The sequence below is a fragment of the Pseudomonas izuensis genome, assembly GCF_002356535.2.
Lineage (GTDB): Bacteria > Pseudomonadota > Gammaproteobacteria > Pseudomonadales > Pseudomonadaceae > Aquipseudomonas > Aquipseudomonas izuensis.
In genome coordinates, this window is record NZ_AP017423.2 from 4,837,501 (window position 1) to 4,858,217 (window position 20,717).

The 20,717-nt window shown below is 59.6% G+C and carries 22 protein-coding genes (1 of these 22 running past the window's edge); 10 read left to right on the forward strand and 12 right to left on the reverse strand.

From position 1 onward, the window contains the following. Window positions 1–146, forward strand: the 3' portion of a protein-coding gene (locus LAB08_RS21290) for a hypothetical protein (RefSeq protein WP_096509846.1). It extends 136 nt beyond the left edge of the window; 146 of the gene's 282 nt are visible here — the last part of the coding sequence; its start codon lies off the left edge, out of view; its stop codon occupies window positions 144–146. An 18-nt stretch (window positions 147–164) separates the two neighbouring features. On the opposite strand, the gene LAB08_RS21295 is transcribed toward LAB08_RS21290, so the two are convergent. After that, a complete protein-coding gene (locus LAB08_RS21295) occupies window positions 165–725 on the reverse strand; it encodes a TetR/AcrR family transcriptional regulator (protein WP_096509845.1) in 561 nt (186 codons plus the stop codon). Between the two features lie 91 nt (window positions 726–816). Between LAB08_RS21295 and LAB08_RS21300 the strand changes: the two genes are divergently transcribed. Then, the gene (locus tag LAB08_RS21300) at window positions 817–1,545 is read left to right on the forward strand and encodes an SDR family oxidoreductase (protein ID WP_096509844.1); all 729 of its coding nucleotides are present in this window, start codon (window positions 817–819) and stop codon (window positions 1,543–1,545) included. 36 nt (window positions 1,546–1,581) lie between these two features. Further along, window positions 1,582–2,172: a 2-hydroxychromene-2-carboxylate isomerase gene (locus tag LAB08_RS21305; protein ID WP_096509843.1), complete on the forward strand. Its 591-nt coding sequence runs from the start codon at window positions 1,582–1,584 to the stop codon at window positions 2,170–2,172. Here LAB08_RS21305 and LAB08_RS21310 read toward each other — a convergent pair. Then, window positions 2,169–3,167: a zinc-dependent alcohol dehydrogenase family protein gene (locus tag LAB08_RS21310; RefSeq protein WP_096509842.1), complete on the reverse strand. Its 999-nt coding sequence runs from the start codon at window positions 3,165–3,167 to the stop codon at window positions 2,169–2,171. The two genes, LAB08_RS21305 and LAB08_RS21310, sit on opposite strands and share 4 nt — an antisense overlap. 104 nt (window positions 3,168–3,271) lie before the next feature. On the opposite strand from LAB08_RS21310, the gene LAB08_RS21315 reads away from it, so the two are divergent. Next, window positions 3,272–4,192, forward strand: coding sequence for a LysR family transcriptional regulator (locus LAB08_RS21315; protein ID WP_172901574.1), 921 nt, complete (start codon window positions 3,272–3,274; stop codon window positions 4,190–4,192). Here LAB08_RS21315 and LAB08_RS21320 read toward each other — a convergent pair. The 4 genes from LAB08_RS21320 to LAB08_RS21335 form a co-directional block, all read right to left on the reverse strand. Further along, window positions 4,185–5,993 carry an aminopeptidase P family protein gene (locus LAB08_RS21320; protein WP_096509840.1) on the reverse strand — a complete coding sequence of 603 codons (1,809 nt, stop codon included), beginning with the start codon at window positions 5,991–5,993 and terminating at the stop codon, window positions 4,185–4,187. The two genes, LAB08_RS21315 and LAB08_RS21320, sit on opposite strands and share 8 nt — an antisense overlap. Window positions 5,994–6,065: 72 nt before the next feature. Then, the gene (locus tag LAB08_RS21325; RefSeq protein ID WP_096509839.1) at window positions 6,066–7,223 is read right to left on the reverse strand and encodes an aminotransferase class V-fold PLP-dependent enzyme; all 1,158 of its coding nucleotides are present in this window, start codon (window positions 7,221–7,223) and stop codon (window positions 6,066–6,068) included. A gap of 205 nt (window positions 7,224–7,428) precedes the next feature. Then, window positions 7,429–8,043: a LysE family translocator gene (locus tag LAB08_RS21330; RefSeq protein ID WP_096509838.1), complete on the reverse strand. Its 615-nt coding sequence runs from the start codon at window positions 8,041–8,043 to the stop codon at window positions 7,429–7,431. A gap of 101 nt (window positions 8,044–8,144) precedes the next feature. Next, entirely contained in the window at window positions 8,145–8,414 is a 270-nt protein-coding gene (locus tag LAB08_RS21335) for a hypothetical protein (protein ID WP_096509837.1), read from the reverse strand. Window positions 8,415–8,824: 410 nt separating this feature from the next. Here LAB08_RS21335 and msuE point away from each other — a divergent pair, with 410 nt between their 5' ends. The 4 genes from msuE (at window position 8,825) to LAB08_RS21355 (ending at window position 12,991) form a co-directional block, all read left to right on the forward strand. Continuing rightward, window positions 8,825–9,388: an FMN reductase gene (gene msuE, locus LAB08_RS21340; RefSeq protein ID WP_096509836.1), complete on the forward strand. Its 564-nt coding sequence runs from the start codon at window positions 8,825–8,827 to the stop codon at window positions 9,386–9,388. A 10-nt stretch (window positions 9,389–9,398) separates the two neighbouring features. Continuing rightward, a complete protein-coding gene (gene ssuD, locus LAB08_RS21345; protein ID WP_096509835.1) occupies window positions 9,399–10,544 on the forward strand; it encodes an FMNH2-dependent alkanesulfonate monooxygenase in 1,146 nt (381 codons plus the stop codon). A gap of 131 nt (window positions 10,545–10,675) precedes the next feature. Continuing rightward, window positions 10,676–11,863 carry an acyl-CoA dehydrogenase family protein gene (locus LAB08_RS21350; protein WP_096509834.1) on the forward strand — a complete coding sequence of 396 codons (1,188 nt, stop codon included), beginning with the start codon at window positions 10,676–10,678 and terminating at the stop codon, window positions 11,861–11,863. Between the two features lie 24 nt (window positions 11,864–11,887). Then, window positions 11,888–12,991: a sigma-54 interaction domain-containing protein gene (locus LAB08_RS21355; protein ID WP_096509833.1), complete on the forward strand. Its 1,104-nt coding sequence runs from the start codon at window positions 11,888–11,890 to the stop codon at window positions 12,989–12,991. Window positions 12,992–13,127: 136 nt separating this feature from the next. Here LAB08_RS21355 and LAB08_RS21360 read toward each other — a convergent pair whose 3' ends face one another. From LAB08_RS21360 to LAB08_RS21370, 3 genes are all read right to left on the reverse strand, one after another. After that, window positions 13,128–13,898, reverse strand: coding sequence for a MetQ/NlpA family ABC transporter substrate-binding protein (locus LAB08_RS21360; protein WP_096509832.1), 771 nt, complete (start codon window positions 13,896–13,898; stop codon window positions 13,128–13,130). Window positions 13,899–13,987: 89 nt separating this feature from the next. Further along, complete coding sequence (locus tag LAB08_RS21365) at window positions 13,988–14,653, reverse strand: methionine ABC transporter permease (protein WP_096509831.1); 666 nt, start codon at window positions 14,651–14,653, stop codon at window positions 13,988–13,990. Window positions 14,654–14,655: 2 nt separating this feature from the next. Continuing rightward, window positions 14,656–15,879, reverse strand: coding sequence for an SfnB family sulfur acquisition oxidoreductase (locus LAB08_RS21370; RefSeq protein WP_096509830.1), 1,224 nt, complete (start codon window positions 15,877–15,879; stop codon window positions 14,656–14,658). A gap of 298 nt (window positions 15,880–16,177) precedes the next feature. On the opposite strand from LAB08_RS21370, the gene LAB08_RS21375 reads away from it, so the two are divergent. Beyond that, window positions 16,178–16,636: a VOC family protein gene (locus tag LAB08_RS21375; protein ID WP_096509829.1), complete on the forward strand. Its 459-nt coding sequence runs from the start codon at window positions 16,178–16,180 to the stop codon at window positions 16,634–16,636. A gap of 171 nt (window positions 16,637–16,807) precedes the next feature. Here the strand turns inward: LAB08_RS21375 and LAB08_RS21380 are convergent, their stop codons facing one another. The 3 genes from LAB08_RS21380 to LAB08_RS21390 all read right to left on the reverse strand — a co-directional run bounded on the left by LAB08_RS21380 (window position 16,808) and on the right by LAB08_RS21390 (window position 19,516). Beyond that, window positions 16,808–17,302: a GNAT family N-acetyltransferase gene (locus LAB08_RS21380; RefSeq protein ID WP_096509828.1), complete on the reverse strand. Its 495-nt coding sequence runs from the start codon at window positions 17,300–17,302 to the stop codon at window positions 16,808–16,810. A 211-nt stretch (window positions 17,303–17,513) separates the two neighbouring features. After that, window positions 17,514–18,839: an ATP-binding protein gene (locus LAB08_RS21385; RefSeq protein WP_096509827.1), complete on the reverse strand. Its 1,326-nt coding sequence runs from the start codon at window positions 18,837–18,839 to the stop codon at window positions 17,514–17,516. Then, window positions 18,836–19,516: a response regulator gene (locus LAB08_RS21390; RefSeq protein WP_095196723.1), complete on the reverse strand. Its 681-nt coding sequence runs from the start codon at window positions 19,514–19,516 to the stop codon at window positions 18,836–18,838. The genes LAB08_RS21385 and LAB08_RS21390 overlap by 4 nt, the downstream gene beginning before the upstream one ends. A gap of 351 nt (window positions 19,517–19,867) precedes the next feature. On the opposite strand from LAB08_RS21390, the gene LAB08_RS21395 reads away from it, so the two are divergent. Further along, window positions 19,868–20,605 (forward strand): hypothetical protein, encoded by a 738-nt coding sequence (locus LAB08_RS21395; RefSeq protein WP_096509826.1) that lies wholly within the window; start codon window positions 19,868–19,870, stop codon window positions 20,603–20,605. Window positions 20,606–20,717: the final 112 nt, after the last annotated feature.

Below are 20,717 nucleotides of genomic sequence, written 5' to 3' on the forward strand. Positions count from 1 at the left end.
ACACCAGCGCCGCCAACTCGTGCGCCCCCAAGGGATACAAGGTCATCGCCAAGTCAGGGGATGCCGTGGAAGAACCCGGGGATTATCCGTTCGGCCTCAACCCCGCCGGGTATACCAGCCGCAGCATGATTGTCATCTGCAAATAAAAAATCGATACCTCGCCGTCAGGTTCTCGAACCAGCGATCTGACGGCCGATCTCTGTGTAACTCGACTTCAACACCGTACGCTGAAGCTCCGGCGTGGCGAGCATCCGCGCCACCACCAACGCACCAATACATTGCGACAGAATGGCCCAGGCCAGGCTATCGCTCTCCAGCACCTGCGCCCAACTCTCCTGAAGTCGACAAATCCAGTGCTCCGCCTGCTGTCGGATCATCACATCGGAACGGGCAATCTCGGCGCCCAATGCCGGCAACGCACAGCCGGTTTCCGGATGATCCACATGGGACATGCTGAGATAGTGCTTCAGGCAACGCTCAAGCTTGTCGCGATCCTGATCAGCCCCCAAACGCTCCATACTCTGGCGCAACTCATGTTCGACTATTGAAGCGAACAACTCGTCCTTCGACGAAAAGTGGCTGTAAAAAGCGCCTCCACTCAAGCCGATGGCTTTCATCAGGCCGTCGACACCCACGGTGGAAAAGCCGGACGCCTTGGCAGACACCGCACTGCTCTGCAGCAATTTTTCCCTTGTTTCCAGCTTGTGATTGGCTGAGTAACGCATGCCCTTCCCTCAGAGATGATCGTCTTGACGCTGATCGAATCGTAGCATAACGTTCGTTTAGTTAACGATCGTTTACCAAAGGGATCTATCCATGAATAACAAGAAGGTCGTACTGGTCGTCGGCGCAGGTGATGCCACGGGTGGCGCCATCGCCAAACGTTTTGCGCAGGGAGGATTTGTCGCCTGTGTCACCCGGCGCAGCGCGGATAAGCTTCAGCCGTTGGTGGATTCCATCAAGGCCTCTGGCGGTGAGGCCCACGGTTTTGCCTGCGATGCCCGCAAGGAAGAAGACGTAGTGGCACTGGTCGAGCAGATCGAAAGCGAGATTGGCCCCATTGAAGCGTTCGTGTTCAACATTGGCGCCAACGTGCCTTGCAGCATTCTTGAAGAAACTGCCCGCAAGTATTTCAAGATTTGGGAAATGGCCTGTTTCTCAGGGTTTCTCAATGCCCGTGAAGTGGCCAAGCGCATGGCCCAGCGACAACGGGGTACGATCCTGTTTACCGGTGCCACCGCCGGCATGCGCGGTGCCGCCGGTTTTGCCGCATTCGCGGGCGCCAAGCACGGGATCCGCGCGCTGGCGCAAAGCATGGCCCGTGAACTCGGGCCGATGAACATTCACGTTGCACACATCATCGTCGACGGCGCCATCGACACCGATTTCATCCGCGAAAGCTTCCCTGAAAAATACGCGACCAAGGACCAGGACGGCATTCTCAATCCCGACCACATTGCCGAGAATTACTGGTACCTGCACAGCCAGCCCCGCGACGCCTGGACCTTCGAGCTGGACCTGCGCCCCTGGAGCGAACGCTGGTAAGCCCTCCCCCACAACAATAAGCAGAGTGCATCGACCATGAGCAAAACCGTGGAATTCCTGTTCGATCTGGGCAGCCCCGCTACGTACCTGGCATACACCCAGCTACCGAAAATCTGTGAGCAAACCGACAGCCAGTTGATCTACGTTCCGATCCTGCTCGGTGGCGTGTTCAAAGCCACCGGCAATGCCACCCCGGCGGCCATTCCGGCCAAGGGTCGCTATATGTTTCAGGATCTCGACCGATATGCGAAACGCTATGGCGTGCCGTTGAAGTTCAATCCGCATTTCCCGATTAACACGCTGATGCTCATGCGCGCCGTCACCGGCATGCAGCTACGCCATCCTGAACGCTTCGCGGCATTCATCGATTGCCTTTTCAAAGCGCTATGGGTTGAAGGCCACAACCTCAATGAACCGGCAACCGTTGCGACTGTACTGAGTCAAAACGGTTTCGATCCCAACGAAGTGCTGGCCCTGACAGCCGATGAGGACGTCAAGGCTGTGCTCAAGGACAACACCGAGAAAGCAGTGCAACGCGGTGTATTCGGTGCCCCGAGCATGTTTGTCAGTGGCCAGCTGTTTTTCGGCCAGGACCGACTGGAATTCGTCCGCGAAGCCCTGAGTTAAATCTCGATGACCAACCGCCCCTGCGCCGCTCCCGACAGGAGCAGCCCATGGGCGGCCTCGGCAGTGTGCAGAGTGAAACGGCGCGGATCGATAATGGGTGTGAGCTTGCCCGCCTCGATCAGACGCGCCGCCTCGCGCAAAATTTCACCATGACGCTCACGCCCCTGGCCCGTCAACAACGGCAACAAGGTGAACACCCCGGAATAACTCGCCCCGCGAAACGACAGCGGCGCGAGACTGTGTTGCCCCCAGCCCAGACAACTCACCACATGACCGTGATACATCCGCACAGCCTTGAAGGACGCATCCAGGGTTTCGCCTCCCACAGTGTCATAGACAATATCGAAGCCCTCCCCGGCCGTGTGCTCAGCCACATAATCGTCGACTGAAGCGTTGCGGTAATCGATAAAGGTCGCGCCCAATGCTTCTATGATCCCCTGCTGCCGCGCAGAGCCGGTAGCAAATACCTCTGCACCAAATGCACGAGCGATTTGTACAGCGACATGCCCTACACCACCCGCCCCGCCGTGAATCAACACTTTGTGCCCCACCCTTACCCGAGCCCGGTCGACCAACCCTTCCCATGCCGTGATGAGCACCAACGGCAACCCGGCCGCTTCACGCATGCTCAGATTGCCCGGTTTTCGCGCCAGCAGCCGTGCATCGACCACCGCGTACTCAGCCAACGAACCCTGAACCCCACCAATCCCCGTCGCCATGGCGTAGACCTCATCGCCCGGCACCCAGCCACTGACGCCTTCTCCCGACGCCTCCACGACTCCCGCCAGATCCATGCCCAACACCGCCGGCAGCGGCTGCCGAGCATGAGCGGCCTGGCCCGAACGAATCTTCCCGTCCAATGGATTCACCCCACTGGCCGCTATCCGTATCAATACCTGTCCAGCGCCAGGTACGGGCCGCTGTATGGAAGCCAAGCGTAGTGGCGCGTTAGCCGAGTCAACAATCAGTGCGCGCATTTGCAGTGAGTCAGTCATTTCGCCTATTTCCGTCAGAGGTGGTTGTAGGACTGATCTTCCTCCCACCCGCTCATGCCGATAAGACGCTATATAGCTATAGTAAGCATGCCCCTTTGGCATGAATGAGGCCCCCTGTGGATAAGCTCAATGCAATGGCTACTTTCGTGCGAGTCGTCGAACGCGGCAGTTTTTCCGCCGTCGCCCGGGAGCTGCAGACCAGCCAGCCGACCATCAGCAAAGTGCTGCGAGCGCTGGAATCACAGCTGGGGGGAAAGCTGCTCGCCCGCAGTACCCGACGGCTTTCCCTGACTGATGAAGGGCAGCGTTACTACAACCAATGCCGACAAATCCTCGCAGCGGTGGACGCCGCCGAGAACAGCTTTCAGTCCGGCCGGGAAATCATCGCCGGGCCACTGAGAATTGGCTCCTCGGTCAGTTTCGGGCGCTTGCAGATTGCTACGCGCCTGCCGGAGTTTCTCAGGCGTCATCCCGAAGTTCAGATTGACTTGCAACTGAGCGATCAGAATCAGGATCTGGTCAGCGAAGGTCTGGATGTCACATTCAGGATCGGCGCGCTGAACGACAGCGGTCTGATCGCCCGCCATATCGGCATCACTCACCGAGTGACTGTCGCAACGCCGGATTACCTGGTTCAACACGGCCTGCCGCAAACGCCCGAGGAACTCAGCAGACACAACTGCCTGCTGTTCAATTTACTGACCAGTCAGAATTTTTGGATTTATGAGAAAGATACCCAGCGCTACGAAGTGCGGATCAAGGGCAATGCGCAAAGCAACAATTCCGAAGCGATTCGCGAGATGGTGCTCGGAGGTTTGGGGATCGCGTTGTCGCCGGTATGGCTGTTCAGCGAGGATCTGAAAGCCGGGAGAGTGACGGCAATATTGCAGGAATACACCGCGCAGTCGTTGCCGATACATGCCGTGTCCCCGGCGAATCGTCGCCAATCCGCCAGGGTCAAAGCCTTTGTCGACTACATGAGCCAGGCGCTGGAATCAGCGCCGGAGCTACAGCCGATTAAATAGCCGCAGTGCGAGTGTTCAGCCACTCAAGGGCCGCACCGTCGAGCAACGGACTCAGGCGCTCACGCACTTCGGCGTGATAAGCGTTGAACCACTGCTTTTCTTCCTCGCTCAGCAACGACGGTTCCAGGCAACGGGTGTCGATCGGGCACAGCGTCAGGGTTTCGAATTTCAGGAACTCGCCGAATTCACTGCTGCCTGCTTCACGGTTCATCGCCAGGTTCTCGATGCGCACACCCCAACGACCCGGACGGTAGGTGCCTGGTTCGATGGAAGTGATCATGCCCGGTTGCATCGCGGTTTGCGGTGCAGGCGCGGCTTGATAGGCGATGACTTGCGGACCTTCGTGAACATTGAGGAAGTAGCCCACGCCGTGACCGGTGCCGTGACCATAGTCGACGCTTTCGGCCCAGATCGGCGCGCGGGCGATGGCATCGAGCAGTGGCGACAAAATGCCTTTGGGAAATTGCGCGCGAGACAAGGCAATCACGCCCTTGAGTACGCGGGTGCAATCGCGCTTCTGCTCGGCGGTCGGCGTTCCCACCGCTACCATTCGCGTGATATCGGTCGTTCCGCCCAGATACTGGCCACCGGAGTCGATCAGCAACAGACCGTCGCCCTCGATCACCGCGTGCTCTTCTTCAGTGGCGTGGTAATGCGGCATGGCGCCGTTGGCGTTGAACGCGGCAATGGTGTTGAAGCTCAACGAAACGTAACCCGGACGACGTTCACGTGCGGCGGTGAGTTTCTCGTCGATGGTCAGTTCGGTGATGTGCTCACGGCCCAGCGCCGAATCGAGCCAGGTGAAAAACTCACAGAGCGCCGCCCCGTCCTGCTCCATGGCCTGACGGATGTGCTCGGCATCGGCCAGGCTTTTCTGCGATTTGGCCAGGGTGGTCGGGTTGAGACCCTCGATCAGCTTCACGCCGCTGTCGAGGTTATCGAGCAGCCCCGCCGTCACGCGTGCCGGATCGACCAGCAGGTTCGCACCGCTCGGCACGGCGCGCAGTGCATCAGCCACTTCGCTGTAATCGCGCAGGGTCACGCCGTCCTGTTCCAGGACCGCGCGCAGCTCCGCATCGACCTTGCTCAGCGCCACGAACAGCGTTGCCTGTTGCTGGCTGATCAAAGCGAAGGAAACGAAGACCGGGTTGAACGACACATCGCCGCCACGCAGGTTGAACAGCCAGGCGATGTCATCGAGGGTGGCGATGAAGTGCCAGTCGGCACCCTTGGCCTGCAAGGTCTCGCGCAGCTTGGCGAGCTTTTCGCCACGGCTGACGGTGGCTTGCGGTGGCAAGTGCTGATAGATCGGCTCGTTCGGCAGAATCGGGCGATCTTTCCAGACTTCGCTCAACAGATCGATGTCGGTGCGCAGGCGTGCGCCACGCTCCTGGAGTTTGCTGCCCAGGGTGCGCGCCGAGGCCACGGCCATGACTGCACCATCGACCGCGACCACGCCGCCTTCAGGGGTTTGCTCAGCCAACCAGTCCAGAGGACTCGGTTGCCCCGGTTGCAGCTTGACCAGTTCGATGCCGCTGCCCTTTAGCTCCTTGGTCGCCTGTTCCCAATAACGGCTGTCGGCCCAGACCCCGGCAAAGTCCGGGGTCACGATCAGGGTGCCGACAGAACCATGGAAACCGGACAACCACTGGCGCCCTTGCCAATAGCCCGGCAGGTATTCGGACAGGTGCGGGTCGGCCGACGGCACCAGAAGCGCGTGAATGCCCTCCCGGCTCATCAGCTCGCGGGTGTGCGCCAGGCGCTGGGGCACAGATCCATCGATTGAAGACTGCGTATTCATCGTAACTCCTGCTAACCACTCATCATTATTGTGTTGTTGTGTCGGTGCCGATCAGTGCCGGTACCAATCGCCCTATTGCCAGAATGCCGGAGCACTGGCGCAGGCCGCTTTAATCAGTTGTGCCGCTTGATCGATATCCTGCTCCGTGGTGAAACGTCCCAGGCTCAAGCGAATGGTGCGACTCGCCGCGCGAGCGTCATGCCCCAGTGCCAGCAGCACATGGGACGGCGCATTGCTTGCAGAATTGCAGGCCGAGGTCGCCGAAAACGCGATCGAGGCCAGCAAGGCCGTCGAATTGAACTCACCTTCACTGAAGGTCAGGCTCAGGGTGTGCGGGATGCGTTGGGTGGGGCTGCCGTTGAGTCGCACGCCCGCAATACCGAGCAATTGCTTGAGCAAGCGCTCACGCAAACCCACGATCAAGGCCTTTTCTTCATCGAACGAAGCGGCGGCCAGGGCGAAAGCTTCGCCCATCGCGACAATCTGATGAGTCGCCAGGGTGCCGGAGCGCAATCCGCCCTCGTGCCCGCCGCCGTGGATCTGCGCCAGCAAGCGCTGTTGCGTCCGCAGGCCGACATACAGCGCGCCGATGCCCTTGGGGCCATAGAGTTTGTGCGCCGAAAACGACATCAGGTCCACCGGCCATTCGGCCAGATCGATCGCTACTTTGCCGGCGCCCTGGGCCGCGTCGACATGGAACAGCGCACCACGATTGCGCACCACCTGGCCGATGGCCGGGATGTCGTTGACCGTGCCCAGTTCGTTGTTGACCAGCATCAGCGAGACCAGGAAGGTGTCCTCGCGCATGGCTTCGCTGACAGCTTGCGGGGTGATCAGGCCGTCGGCGTCCGGCACCAGGAACGTCACCGCGATGCCGGCGTCCTGCAACTGCTTCGCGGTATCGAGGATTGCCTTGTGTTCGATCTGGCTGGTGATGATGTGGCCGCCGGCAATGCCCCGCGCCTGGGCGACACCCTTGAGGGCGAGGTTGTTGGATTCGGTGGCGCCGGAGGTCCAGACGATCTGCTCAGGTTGCGCACCGACCAGTTCGGCGACCTGGCGCCGCGCCTGTTCGACCGATTGCCGGGCCTGCTGGCCGAACGCGTGGGAGCTGGAGGCCGGGTTGCCGAAATTGCCGTTGAACCCCAGACACTCGACCATGACCTTGATGACCCGCTCATCCACCGGCGTGGTGGCGGCGTAGTCGAAATACAGCGGACGTTTATTCATAAAAGACTCGCAGAGCGTGTTCCGGGATCAGGAAGCTCGTGACTGAAAACGTCGAGACGCAGCCTCGTGAGCTGCGTCCGGGTTCAGAACGTTACCAATACCTGATCGGATGCCGTTAAAGAAGTACAACTTCATTTAAAAGTGCGTAGGAACGCTCCTGAAAAGCCAGCTTAACAGGCATCGGGCAACCGGTTGAAGCAATGCGTCAGCTAAAGCTTTCGAGCAATATCGGATACAGCGATGCCACCAGCAGCGCGGCCATGCCCCAATTGAACAGACGCAACCAGCGTCGGTCCTTGAGCACGTTGCGCAACAGCGTGCCGCATGCCGCCCAGACACCGACGCTCGGCAGGTTGATCACCGCGAACACCGCGGCAATCACGATCACATTGGTGAAGTAACCTTGCATTGGTGTGTAAGTGGTAATGGCGCCGATGGCCATGATCCAGGCCTTGGGGTTGACCCACTGGAACGCAGCGGCGCCGAGGTAGCTGATCGGTTTGGCCTCACCGTTCTCGCTGTCCGAGACCGGCCCGGAATGGGCGATTTTCCACGCCAGATACAGCAAATACGCCGCGCCGACGTAGCGCAGCACCGTATAGAGCACAGGGTAAGTCTGGAATACCGCGCCCAGGCCGAAACCGACCGCCACAACCAGCACGAAGAAGCCGCAGGTGATGCCAAGCATATGGGGAATGGTGCGGTTGAAGCCGAAGTTCACGCCGGATGCCAGCAACATCGTGTTGTTCGGGCCGGGCGTGATCGAGGTGACAAGGGCAAATAGCGCAAAGCCCATCAGCAGATCGAGCGAGAGTGTCATGGGTGGCAGTCCGTCAGGGTCGGTCAGGTATTGACCCTATCGCACACCTCGGGGGAAACCCACGGACAGTTAGGTGAAAGTTCGAGCAGTACAGTTCTTGATCAGCTTGGGCGACCGTGCAGCTGTACAGTTCGCTCTGCATTCATTTCGCCCTGTTTGTCGAAGCCAAAAGTCTTGCGCGGCTCACCGAGCAATTCGGCCTTCTTCGCATGGTACTCGTCGAAGGACAAACCACGGCGATTCAACGCCTCCAGCGCCAGCTCCCGGGTTTCTTCAGCGGTGTAGGGGCGCAGTTCCGGGGAAACATGACTGGCACATCCGGCGAGAACGGAGAGGGTCAGCATCAGGAAAGTGGTGATGAGGGTTTTCATGTCGAGCATCCTGGCAAACTGGGTTCGGGGCAATGAACACAGGCTACTCGCGCCTTCGAACGGGCAGAAATCAACGCTCTCGATAGTCGTTATCGCGTTTTTCTAATTGGCTCGCCATTCAGCACCTTATATTCCATAAAGAACTATAAATATTAAATAAACTTCTTTTACGGAATAAAAACGAAGCTTTATAACGAGTGCATCCGCTGATGAACTGTTGCTCTCGCAACTGTTCGCCACGCAACAGTCATTCAACAAACAACCCTGAATTTTCAACAGTGTGGACTGATCAACGCGCTGCAGGCCCCGTAAAACCTGGCTTCGAGGGATTGGTACAGCTCTTGCTCAAGGGGGAGAAGCCCAGTGATGACTCACTGCTTCCCCAGCAACTGTTTAAAAAGGAACTGATCATGTCGCGTCCATTGAAAGTCGTTGCCGTTTCCGGCGGTACCTGGCGCCCCTCTCGCACCCTGGTGCTGACTCAAGCGTTGTTGGCGCAATTGGCCGGGCATCTGCCGATCGAGAGCACGCTGATCGAACTGGGCGATATCGCCCGGCCACTGGGCGCGGCGCTATCCCGTCAGGAAGTGAGTGCGCAAATCGAAGCCGAGCTGCAGGCGATTGAAAGTGCCGATCTGCTGATTGTCGCCGCACCGGTGTATCGCGGTTCCTACCCTGGCCTGCTCAAGCACCTGTTCGACCTGATCGATCTGAATGCACTGATCAACACCCCGGTGTTGCTGGCTGCCACCGGTGGCAGCGAACGACATGCACTGGTGCTCGATCATCAGTTGCGGCCGCTGTTCAGCTTCTTCCAGGCGCTGACTTTGCCGATTGGCGTGTATGCCACCGAAGCCGATTTTTCCAATTACCAAATAACCAGTGAGCCCTTGAAGGCCCGCATTCGATTGGCTGCAGAACGCGCCGCGCCCTTGTTCAGTGCCTATCCCGACCCTCTGCTGAAAATCGCTTAAGGACTTCTTCATGGATGTTTTCTGGTTTCTGCCCACCCACGGCGACGGCCATTACCTGGGCACCACCCAGGGCGCGCGCCCGGTCACCCTCAACTACCTGAAACAAGTGGCCCAGGCCGCCGACAGCCTGGGTTACCACGGCGTGCTGATTCCCACCGGGCGTTCCTGCGAGGATTCGTGGGTGATCGCTTCGGCGCTGGTGCCACTGACCGAACGCCTGCGTTATCTGGTAGCGATCCGCCCGGGAATCATTTCGCCGACCGTATCGGCGCGCATGGCCGCCACCCTGGACCGCCTGTCCAACGGCCGCTTGCTGATCAATGTGGTGACCGGCGGCGATCCCGATGAAAACCGCGGTGACGGCAGCTTCCTCGATCACAGCGAACGCTACGAAGTGACCGACGAATTTTTGAAGATCTGGCGCCGGGTGTTGCAAGGTGAGTCAGTGGATTTCGAGGGCAAACACCTGCGGGTGCAGAACGCCAAGGCGCTGTATCCGCCGGTGCAGAAACCCTATCCACCGCTGTATTTCGGCGGTTCGTCCGATGCTGCTCATGACCTGGCCGCCGAGCAGGTCGATGTCTACCTGACCTGGGGCGAACCACCGGCCGCCGTGGCGCAAAAACTCGCCGATGTTCGTGAGCGGGCCGCCCGTCACGGGCGCACGGTGAAGTTCGGCATTCGCCTGCATGTGATCGTTCGCGATAGCGCCGAAGAGGCGTGGAAAGCCGCGGACAAACTGATCGAACACATCAGCGACGAAACCATCGCCGCCGCGCAGAAGTCATTCTCGCGTTTCGATTCCGAAGGCCAGCGGCGCATGGCCGCCCTGCATGACGGGCGTCGCGACAACCTGGAGATCTCGCCGAATTTGTGGGCCGGTGTCGGCCTGGTACGCGGTGGCGCCGGGACGGCGCTGGTGGGCGACCCACAGCAAGTGGCGGCACGCATCAAGGAGTATGCGGACCTCGGGATCGAGAGTTTCATCTTCTCCGGCTACCCGCATCTCGAAGAAGCGTATCGCTTTGCCGAACTGGTGTTTCCGCTGCTGCCGGAGCCGTACGCCAGCCTTGCCGGGCGGGGCGTCACCAACCTCACCGGGCCGTTTGGCGAAATGATTGCCAATGATGTGCTCCCGGCCAAAGCCTCAGCCTGATTCCGCTCCTGTAGGAGCAAAGCTTGCTCGCGATGCAGACACTGCGGTTTATCCAGCTGGACCGAGTCATCGTTCATCGCGAGCAAGCTTTGCTCCTACAGAAGTGTGTCGATTTTTAGAAGGAAACCCGCGTGACTGCCAAGCCGCACAGCGCCCTGATATCCCCGCTGCAAACCGCCCGCCAATTGGCCGCCGGGTTTGCCTTGACTGCCGTCGAACGCGACGAGCGTGGCGGTACGCCCAAGGCCGAGCGTGACGCCCTGCGTCAAAGCGGCCTGCTGGCGTTAAGTATTCCCACCCGGTTCGGTGGTCTTGGCGCCCACTGGAGTGAAACCCTGAACGTCGTGCGCGAGTTCGCCAAGGTCGACAGTTCGATTGCCCATGTCTTCGGTTTCCATCACCTGATGCTCGCTACCGTGCGCCTGTTCGCCCGCCCCGAACAATGGCAGCCATGGTTCGAACAGACCGCCCGCCAGAACTGGTTCTGGGGCAATGCCCTCAATCCGCTGGACACCCGCACCGTGGTGAAAAACCTCGGTGGTTGGCGTGAGTTTTCCGGAAAGAAGAGCTTCTGCTCCGGCGCCAGCGATTCGCAAATGCTCATTGCCTCGGCGGTGGATGAAAGCGCTGGCGGAAAGCTGTTGATCGCCGCCATTCCCAGCGGTCGCAGCGGCATCACCTTGCACAACGACTGGAACAACATGGGCCAGCGCCAGACCGACAGCGGCAGCGCCACGTTCGAACGGGTGCGCGTCGAGGAATCGGAACTGTTGCTTGATCCGGGGCCGCTGAGCACGCCGTTCGCCTGCCTTCGCCCGTTGATCGCCCAGCTCACGTTCACCCACCTGTTTCTCGGCATCGCCGAAGGCGCCTTCGAAGAAGCGCGGCAATACACGCTGACCGAGACCCGTCCGTGGCACAAATCCACGGTTCGGGATGTGCGTCAGGACCCTTATGTACTCGGCCACTTCGGCGAGTTCTGGGTGGCGCTCGAAGGTGTCCGGTTGCTGGTGGAGCGCGCCGCCGAACGGCTCGACCAAGCCTGGGCCAAAGGTCCGGATCTGAGTGCTGAAGAGCGCGGACATCTGGCCACGGCCATCGCCACGGCCAAGGTCGCCGCGACCCGCCATGGCCTGGAGTTGTGTAGCCGCTTGTTCGAAGTGACCGGCGCGCGTTCGACCCACGCCTCTCTGCGCCTGGACCGTTACTGGCGCAACCTGCGCACCCAGACCCTGCATGACCCGGTGGACTACAAGATTCACGAACTGGGTGACTGGGCGCTGAACCAGGCCTTGCCGATTCCGACTTTCTATTCCTAGCCTGCCCTCATTGGAGCGTGCCTTATGCAACTGCTGACCTTACCGCCCTCGCCCGCTCTGGCGACATCGATCCGCGCCACCGCGCAGGTGTTCGAAGACCCGAAATCCCAGGCCTTGCTCGCGCACCTGCAACAAGTCGCGCCGAGTGAAGCCAGCGTGCTGATCATTGGCGAAACCGGCACCGGCAAAGAGCTGGTGGCGCGGCACATCCACAACCTCAGCGCCCGGCGCAACCGGCCATTCGTGGCGGTGAACTGCGGCGCGTTCTCCGAATCCCTGGTCGAGGCCGAGCTGTTCGGCCATGAAAAAGGCGCGTTTACCGGCGCATTGAGCGCCAAGGCCGGCTGGTTCGAAGAGGCTGACGGCGGCACGCTGTTCCTCGATGAAATCGGTGATTTGCCGATGGCGATCCAGGTCAAGTTGTTGCGCGTACTTCAAGAGCGCGAAGTGGTGCGTCTGGGTTCGCGCAAGAGCATTCCCATCAATGTGCGAGTGCTGGCAGCGACCAACGTGCAACTGGAAAAAGCCATCAACGCCGGGCATTTTCGCGAAGACCTGTATTACCGGCTCGATGTGGTCAGCCTGGAGTTGAGTCCACTGCGCGATCGTCCCGGCGACATCTTGCCGCTGACCCGCCACTTCATCGACGCCTACAGCCAGCGCCTGGGCTACGGCAGTATCACCATCAGCAAAGAGGCTGAACTGAAACTGCGCGGCTACAGTTGGCCGGGCAACATTCGCGAACTGGAAAACGTCATTCACCACACCCTGCTGATTTGCCGAAACGGCGTGATCGAACGCGACGACCTGCGCCTGTCGAACATGCGTATCGAGCGTCAGGATGACCACCAGGCGCAGGTCGATGACTCTGCCCAGGCGCTGCTGGATCGTGCTTTCCAAAAGCTCTTCGAAGAACAGGCGGGTGCGCTGCACGAAAAAGTCGAAGACGCCCTGTTGCGCGCCGCCTACCGATTCAGCCACTACAACCAGGTGCACACCGCCGCGTTGCTGGGCCTGAGCCGCAACGTGACCCGCACGCGCCTGATCAAGATCGGCGAACTGGCGGTGAACAAGCGCCGGCCCACGGAAAACGTGCAGGGCGAGCGCTTGATGCAGCTGTCGATCTAGCTTCTGGAATTGGAGGCAAATCCAGAATCAGCGGTGCGGCCTTCGCGGGCAAGCCCGCTCCCACAGGGTTTGTGAACAACACCAATCCTGTGGGAGCTGGCTTGCCAGCGATGGCATCCTAAAGGCCAACGAAAAATCAGAACCCTGGCGCAATCTGTCCTTTGTAGCGCGTCAGAATGAACTGGCGCACGTCATCGGAGTTCAACGCCTTGGCCAGTTTCTGCAGGCCCGGATCGTTGATGTTGTCTGGCCGGGCCACCAGGAACTCGATATACAGGCTCTTGCCCTTCTCGACGATCAACGCACTGTTGGTGTCGATCCCCGCTTCCAGCGCGTAATTGGCAAACACGAACGCCAGGTCCACCTGGCTCACTGAACGTGCCAGCAATGCACCTTCCAGCTCACGGATTTTCAGGTGCTTGGGGTTTTCGGCGATGTCCCGTTGGGTTGCCAGGGTATTGCTCGGGTCCTTGAGTTTGATCAGCCCCGCTTCGTGCAGCAGCACCAGCGCGCGCCCGGTATTCACCGGATCGTTGGGGATCGACACGGTGGCGCCGTCCTTGAGCTCGGAGATGTTTTTGATCTTGGTCGAATAAGCCCCGAACGGCTCGATGTGCACGCCGACCACCGGCACCAGATCGGTATGGCGGGTCTTGTTGTAATCATCGAGGAACGGTCGGTACTGGTAATAGTTGGCGTCGAGATTCTTCAGCGCCAGTTGCTGGTTCGGCTGGATGAAGTCGGTGAACACCTTGATGTCCAGGTCCACGCCTTCCTTGGCCAGGGTCGGTTTGACGAATTCGAGGATTTCCGCGTGGGGCACCGGCGTAGCGCCGACGGTGAGTTTTTCATTGGCGTGAACGCTCAACGAGACGAGGGCAGCCAGAATGGCCAGGGTCTTTTTCATGCTGTGCTCCTAGGCATATTTCAAGTGGCCGTCGTGGGGCGGACGTGGGGCCGGTTTTTTGTTTCTATTAAAGAGAAGGAATCGAATGCTTATCGCCGGCTGTAACGCGCCACCAGACGGTCGCCACTCATTTGCAGGGCCTGGACCAGGATCAACAGCAGCACCACGGTGACCACCATCACGTCCGTCTGGAATCGCTGATAGCCATAGCGGATCGCCAGATCGCCAAGACCGCCACCACCTATCACCCCGGCCATCGCCGTGTAATCGACCAGCACGATCGCGGTCACCGTAACCGCTGCCAACAGCCCTCCCCTGGCTTCAGGCAACAAGGTGTGGCGGATGATTTGCCAGGTATTGGCGCCCATGGCCTGGGTCGCTTCCACCACGCCGCGGTCGACTTCCCGCAACGCGGTTTCCACCAGTCGTGCGAAAAACGGCGTGCACCCCACCACCAACGGCGGAATGGTCCCCGGCACACCCAGCGAGGTGCCCACCAGCAAGGTAGTCAGGGGAATCAGCACGATCAGCAAAATGATGAACGGCAGCGAACGCAGCATGTTCACGATCACCGACAGCACCCGGTAAATACCGACGGCTTCATGCAATTGGCGCTTGCCGGTGAGGAACAGCAGCACTCCCAGCGGCAGCCCCAGCAGCACGGTAAAACCGAGGGCCGCGCCGAGCATGCTCAGGGTGTCAAGGCAGGCCTGGCCGATGTCTGCCCAGTAAATGTTTTTGAACAGTTCGGCCATGGTCACGACCAATCGTGGCGTGGCGGTTTCACACCGTTGAGCAGCCAGTTGCCGACCACGTGGTACTTCCAGCGCACCGGGTCATGCAGGGTATGCACCCGTGCGTTGCGCCAGTGACGGTCGAAGTTGTGCTTCTTCAAGGTCGAACGGGTACCGCCGAGCTCGAACAACTTGTTGGTGGCTTCGATGGCAATTTCGGTGGTCAGCACCTTGGCCTTGGCCACCGCCAGCGAGGCATGGGCAACATTGTCTTCATCCGGTGCCGGGCGCGCCGCATCCAGCGCTTGACCAGCGCGCTCCAGCAAGGCTTCGGCAGCCTCCAGGCGAATCTCCAGGCCTCCGACCTGAATGATGGTCAGCGGGTCTTCGCTGGCCTTGTCCACGCCCGCATCGATCCATGGCCGGGCTGACTGCCGGACGAACGCGATGGTGTCGCGCAGGGCGGCACGGGCGATGCCGGCGTCGATGGCGGCCGTGGTCAACTGGGCGAACGGGCCGGCCAGGGTCGGGCTCTCATAGGAACGATAAGTCGGGAACAGGTTGAATGCCGGGACGTGCAGATCCTCGGCCAGCACCGTCCCGCTGGAGGTGGTGCGCTGGCCGATGCTGTCCCAGTCGTCGACGACCACCAGCCCCTGGGTACCGCGCTCGACGAAGGCCAACTGGCCCTTTTGCTCTTCATCCAGCGCCAGCACCGCCAGCCAGTGGGCGTAGAGCGAACCGGTGCAATAACCCTTGCGCCCGTTGATCACATAACCGTCGCCGTAGCGACGGACTGTCGCCTGGATGTCCTGCACATTCTTGCCGCCGGTTTCCGACAAGGCATTGGCAAACCGGTGACCTTGTAGCGCCACCGCGAAGAAATGCGCCTGTTGCTCCGGTGTGCCCTGCAGGCGGATGTCTTCCAGTAGGCAGTAGTGGTTTTGCGGAATTTGTCCCAGGGACGGATCGGCCGCCGAGATGATCGCGATGACCTGCGCCAGCACGGCATAGGACACCTGCGCGCCGCCGAATGCCTTCGGCACGGTGATCCCCCACAGGCCACTGTTGGAATACAGATCGACGACTTCGGCGGGTACCTGTCGGGTTCGGTCACGCTCGGCGTCCTGCTCCAGCAGGATCGCGGCGACACGCTCGGCTACCCGCAGGGCTTCAGCTTCGTCGACGATCCGGTGGGCGGCCGGCGGATTGATCGGATAAACGGCAGATTCGGAATAGGCAGACATACAGGACTCTCGATACCAGTGATGACTGAGTCATTGCAGCTTCTGTGCCTGACCGCGCGGGTCAATGTTTACGGGCGTTGAAAGGGCCCTTGGGAGGTTTCAGGATGATGAGGCCGGACAGTCTGTTGCTTCACTGTTGATGGCTGAACAGTGGCGTTGTTAGCGATCGCTGCGATTTTTTTGTGAACTTGAAACATGCTGAAAGTCAAAATCAAGAGATCGCCGCCTTCAGCAACTCCTACACTTGTTTGTCCTGCTCAAAGGCAGCGGATTCACAACAACTTCAGGGAGAACCATCATGAGCGTCAAACCTATTCCAGAGGGTTATCACAGCATCACCCCGTACCTGGGCATTCAAAAAGCCGCTGAAGCCATCGACTTCTACAAAAAAGCCTTCAATGCCATCGAAGTCATGCGCCTGGCCATGCCCGATGGCCGCGTCGGTCACGCCGAACTGCGTATCGGCGACTGCCCGATCATGCTCGGTACGCCGTGCGATCAAGGGCCGTTGAGCAATCCTAGCCAGTCGCCGTCCGTGGGTCTGCATCTGTATGTGACCGATGTCGACAAGTCTTATAAACAGGCGATTGCCGCCGGCGGCATCGTGGTGTCGGAGGTCAAGGATCAGTTCTATGGCGACCGTTCCGGCACCTTGAAGGATCCCTATGGCCATCTGTGGTTCCTGGCCACGCGCAAGGAGGATCTGACTCAGGAACAGATCGAACAGCGGGCGAAGGAGATGTTTCAGCAGGGCTGAATTCTTCGTCGACTCATCGGCCGTCATCGCGGGCAAGCCCGCTCCCACAGACATCATGCCGGTCGCAAAATGAGCGTGCGACTCGGATCTGTAGGAGCGGGCTTGCCTGCGATGACGTTAGTACATTCGACAAATGTGTCGGCAGTCAGACCTCAATCGCGGCTCAAGGATTTAGCCTTTCGATGAAACAGAGATCAGGCCCTTGTGCATGGGAATGGCCTGGAGCCCTGAGACCATGAAGGCCCGGGCACAGGGCTGATAGCCCAGATGCCGGTAGAACGCTTCGCTGGTGCGGGTGCTGTTGAGTCGCGCCTGGCGCAGGCCCTGACTGATCAGCCAGCCTTCGAGGTCCTGCACCAGTGCTTGCCCGGCGCCCCGGCGAAACCATTCCGGTTGCACGTAACAGAACGCCACCTTGCCGCTGATCGAGGCCATGGCGACGCCAACCGGTTTGTCCTGCAACAGGGCGATGTTCAAGTACAGCCGCGGGTCGGTGAGCCAGGGCTGGATGTGTTCGATGGTCTTGTTGTGGGTCCAGGTGGCAACGGTTTGCGGATGGTTGCGGTGATCGCGGGCGCAACCGACGCGAATGGAGCGCTCGATGATGCGGCTGATGATGCCGGCGTCGGTTGGAGTTGCCTTGCAGGTGCGAATCGGATCTTCCATGGCGCTGTTACCTCAATCCGTTGAGTGCGAGGAACGATAGCCTTGCGAGGCCCGGGCGGCCAATGGAGAGAAGTTACATTTGATGTGCAACACAACACCAACTGTGGGAGCGAGCCTGCTCGCGAAAGCGTTCTGTCAGTCACATCAAATGCTGGATGTGCTGCCGTCTTCGCGAGCAGGCTCGCTCCCACAAGGAGTGTTGTGGTGTTTTTTAGACCGGCTGCAACGGCATGGTCAGCTCAACCCGCAGTCCATCCGGCCGGCTGTCGAAATACAGGGTACAGCCGCAGCGCTGGACAATGGCCTGGACAATCGCCAGGCCCAGGCCGCAACCGGTGCTCTGGCCGTTACGCCAGAAGCGCTGGGTCAAATGCTGCAGATCGTCTTCTGCAATGCCCGGCCCGTGGTCGCGCACCACGAACTGCACACGGTTGCCAGTGGTTTGCAGGCTCAGTTCCACCGAGCCGTCGCCGGGCGTATGGCGCAGGGCGTTGTCCAGCAGATTGCGCAGCGCGGCAATCGACAGCACCGCGGGCATTTGCACCGGCGCGTGGGAGAGTCTGGCCGGTAGCTCGAACCTGATGCGCTGGCGATCGCCGCCGGCGGTGTCTTGAATCGCCAGTTTCGCCACTTGTTCGGCGCTGCATTGCACACCATCGTCAAACGACAGGCTGCCCTCGACCCGCGCCAGCAACAGCAATTGTTCGAGTGTCCGGTGCAGACGGTCGGCGCCCTCCTCGGCCCGGGCCAGGGATTGATCCCGGGCCGCCCCCTCGGTCATGCGCGCCACTTGCAGGTGAGTCTTGATCGCCGTCAGCGGGCTGCGCAATTCGTGGGCGGCGTCACCGGTCAGACGGCGTTCGCGCTCGATGGTCTTGCCGATTCGCTGGAGCAACTGGTTCTGCGTATCGAGCAATGGTTGCAGCTCACTGGGCAATGGCTGGACCTGCAAGGGTTCCAGGGAGTCGGCGCTGCGACGCATCAAGGCATCGCGCATGCGGTTGAGCGGCGCCAGCCCCTGGCCGATCCCCAGCCAGAGCAGGCACAGGCAACCAAGCAAGGCCACGCCCACCGGCACCGACGCGGCCAACAGGATCGACATGTTCAACGCCTCCCGCTCGATCTGCCGATCAGCCGTGGTGATGCGCAGATCGCCCCTGGCCAGGGTGAAACTGCGCCATGGCGCGCCGTCGATCATTTGATCGTGGAAGCCCAGTTTTTCGGCTTCCAGGGTTTGTCCCGGATCGCTGTGACTGCGGGCGAGGATTTCCCCGCGTAATGAGCTGACCTGACAGGCCATGCCCCCGGGAATATTAAGCTGTTCGGCACTGAAATGCGTGCCCTCGCCCTTGCTCGGCACCGGCGGCAATTGCTCCATCAACCCGGCGACCATCCGCGCCGAAGCCACCAGGCGCTGGTCGAGGGAAAACATCATTTGATTGCGCAGATCGCTGAGCATCCACGCCGCCGCCAGCGCCCAGATCAGCGCAAACGCGGCGCCGAGCGTCAGGCTCAGGCGCAAACGCAGACTCATCACTTCGATTGTTCTCCACCATCGGCCGGCCCCAGGCGATACCCCAGGCCGCGCACCGTCTCGACGATACCATTGCCGAGTTTGCGCCGCAGGTGATGGATATGGACGTTGAGGGCGTTGCTCTCAAGCTCGTCGTTGAAGCCATAGACGCTGTCCTTGAGTTGCTCGGTGGACAGCACGCGACCACGGTTGTGCAGCAGGGCCTGCAACAACGATTGCTCGCGGCGCGAGAGATCCACCGGCTGGCCGGCCAGCGTGGTTTCGCGACTGCTCGGGTCGTAAGTCAAGGCACCGTGTTCGATCAGGTTGACGCTGCGCCCCGCCACCCGTCGCAACAGGGTGTGCAGGCGCGCGGCCAATTCGCGCAGGTCGAAAGGTTTGAGCAGGTAGTCATCGGCGCCGGCCTGCAAACCGTCGACACGGTCGGTGACCGAGTCCCGGGCCGTGAGGATCAGCACCGGCAGTTCCAGACCGTTGTGGCGCAACTGCTGCAGCAGCTTCAGGCCATCCTCGTCGGGCAAGCCGAGATCGAGCACCATCACGTCGAACTCCGCCACCTTGAGCATCGCCCGTGCCGCGGACGCCGTGGCCACGTGCTCCACGGTCAGGCCCTGGGCGGTCAGGCCGGCGACGATGCCGCTGGCGATCAACTCATCGTCTTCGCAAACCAGTACGTGCATGGGGGCCTCCATAAAAAACACGAGTCAAACAAACCGGCATTAAGTCCGGATTATGTCGATGAATACGGCTGGGGAGAAGCTCAAATCCGACGGTGTACCGACACCGCTGTACAGCGGTTGTGGTACCCACTCAACTTTCCGTACCAATAACTACCGCAACATAACAACATCGCCTTTAAGCTCATTGGATTTCGAAACAACTATAAACAAAACCCAGAATACAACACATTTATTTCATAGTAGTTTCAACCCACAACTCAAGGCCACTGCCAAATATAGTTAAACACTTACCTAATGATAAAACCTCTTAAACGGGCTTGAAGCACTCAGTTCACTGAAAGGAAGAAAACCATGCCAACACTTAAAAATTTTGTTGCTGTCGACTGGCGTGCGGGCAAAGACAAGATTTATTTCTTCTTCAAGGATATTAACAAATACTCTCGATTCGACCTCGCTGATAATACCGTCGAAGCTGGATACCCCTTCGACATCAATGCCAAGACCTGGGGAGATTTTCATTCCCATGCAAAAGACCTGCGCTTTGGCTTCACGACGACCGCACATAATTCAAAAATAGAAACTGGGGCCAGCATGAGTGAAATGGACCTGGATGTTTTGTGGCTTTTTTATTACGCAGATGGCAGGCCCACAGTCTGTCGATTCGATCAAGACAGGGACAAGGTCATTAGCGTACACCGTGTAGAAGACTCAAAATGGCACCAGCTAACCCCCTACTTCGATCGTATCGTTGCCGGCACGTGGTGGGGTTCACCCGACAATTCCTTTTTGTTCCACTTCTTTTTGAATGACGGCACATTCCTGCGCCTTGACTTTAAACCCGAAGCCGTAAGCCACAAATTAAAAACCATTAGACATGCGTCGATTACAAACAGCAATCATCCAGGACTGGAACGTTACAAACATCGGATTATTGGTGCAGTACAGAACGACCGCCCCATGTTCAATCGTTATTATTATATTTTCCTGACCAACAACGAATACATCAGATACGACATGGGCAATAACCGAGCCGAGACAGGCCCAGTCAAAATTGACGACGTGTCCTGGCCCGGGCTGTTGCGCGACTGAATATCGCGACGACGTCGCAGCCGACCAGTCCTTGGGGGCGGTTAATCATCGCGAGCGTCTACAGGATTCCACGCGATACATATATACCGCCCCCATCCCCCTCCTCCTCAAT

Coding starts and splice junctions, on each gene's coding strand:
- LAB08_RS21335 (WP_096509837.1), bottom strand. CDS start 8,414: ATGAAAACCCTCATCACCACTTTCCTGATGCTGACCCTCTCCGTTCTC.
- LAB08_RS21395 (WP_096509826.1), top strand. CDS start 19,868: ATGCCAACACTTAAAAATTTTGTTGCTGTCGACTGGCGTGCGGGCAAA.
- LAB08_RS21310 (WP_096509842.1), bottom strand. CDS start 3,167: ATGACTGACTCACTGCAAATGCGCGCACTGATTGTTGACTCGGCTAAC.
- LAB08_RS21390 (WP_095196723.1), bottom strand. CDS start 19,516: ATGCACGTACTGGTTTGCGAAGACGATGAGTTGATCGCCAGCGGCATC.
- LAB08_RS21380 (WP_096509828.1), bottom strand. CDS start 17,302: ATGGAAGATCCGATTCGCACCTGCAAGGCAACTCCAACCGACGCCGGC.
- LAB08_RS21325 (WP_096509839.1), bottom strand. CDS start 7,223: ATGAATAAACGTCCGCTGTATTTCGACTACGCCGCCACCACGCCGGTG.
- LAB08_RS21300 (WP_096509844.1), top strand. CDS start 817: ATGAATAACAAGAAGGTCGTACTGGTCGTCGGCGCAGGTGATGCCACG.
- LAB08_RS21375 (WP_096509829.1), top strand. CDS start 16,178: ATGAGCGTCAAACCTATTCCAGAGGGTTATCACAGCATCACCCCGTAC.
- ssuD (WP_096509835.1), top strand. CDS start 9,399: ATGGATGTTTTCTGGTTTCTGCCCACCCACGGCGACGGCCATTACCTG.
- LAB08_RS21370 (WP_096509830.1), bottom strand. CDS start 15,879: ATGTCTGCCTATTCCGAATCTGCCGTTTATCCGATCAATCCGCCGGCC.
- LAB08_RS21330 (WP_096509838.1), bottom strand. CDS start 8,043: ATGACACTCTCGCTCGATCTGCTGATGGGCTTTGCGCTATTTGCCCTT.
- LAB08_RS21355 (WP_096509833.1), top strand. CDS start 11,888: ATGCAACTGCTGACCTTACCGCCCTCGCCCGCTCTGGCGACATCGATC.
- LAB08_RS21295 (WP_096509845.1), bottom strand. CDS start 725: ATGCGTTACTCAGCCAATCACAAGCTGGAAACAAGGGAAAAATTGCTG.
- msuE (WP_096509836.1), top strand. CDS start 8,825: ATGTCGCGTCCATTGAAAGTCGTTGCCGTTTCCGGCGGTACCTGGCGC.
- LAB08_RS21315 (WP_172901574.1), top strand. CDS start 3,272: ATGAGGCCCCCTGTGGATAAGCTCAATGCAATGGCTACTTTCGTGCGA.
- LAB08_RS21320 (WP_096509840.1), bottom strand. CDS start 5,993: ATGAATACGCAGTCTTCAATCGATGGATCTGTGCCCCAGCGCCTGGCG.
- LAB08_RS21360 (WP_096509832.1), bottom strand. CDS start 13,898: ATGAAAAAGACCCTGGCCATTCTGGCTGCCCTCGTCTCGTTGAGCGTT.
- LAB08_RS21305 (WP_096509843.1), top strand. CDS start 1,582: ATGAGCAAAACCGTGGAATTCCTGTTCGATCTGGGCAGCCCCGCTACG.
- LAB08_RS21365 (WP_096509831.1), bottom strand. CDS start 14,653: ATGGCCGAACTGTTCAAAAACATTTACTGGGCAGACATCGGCCAGGCC.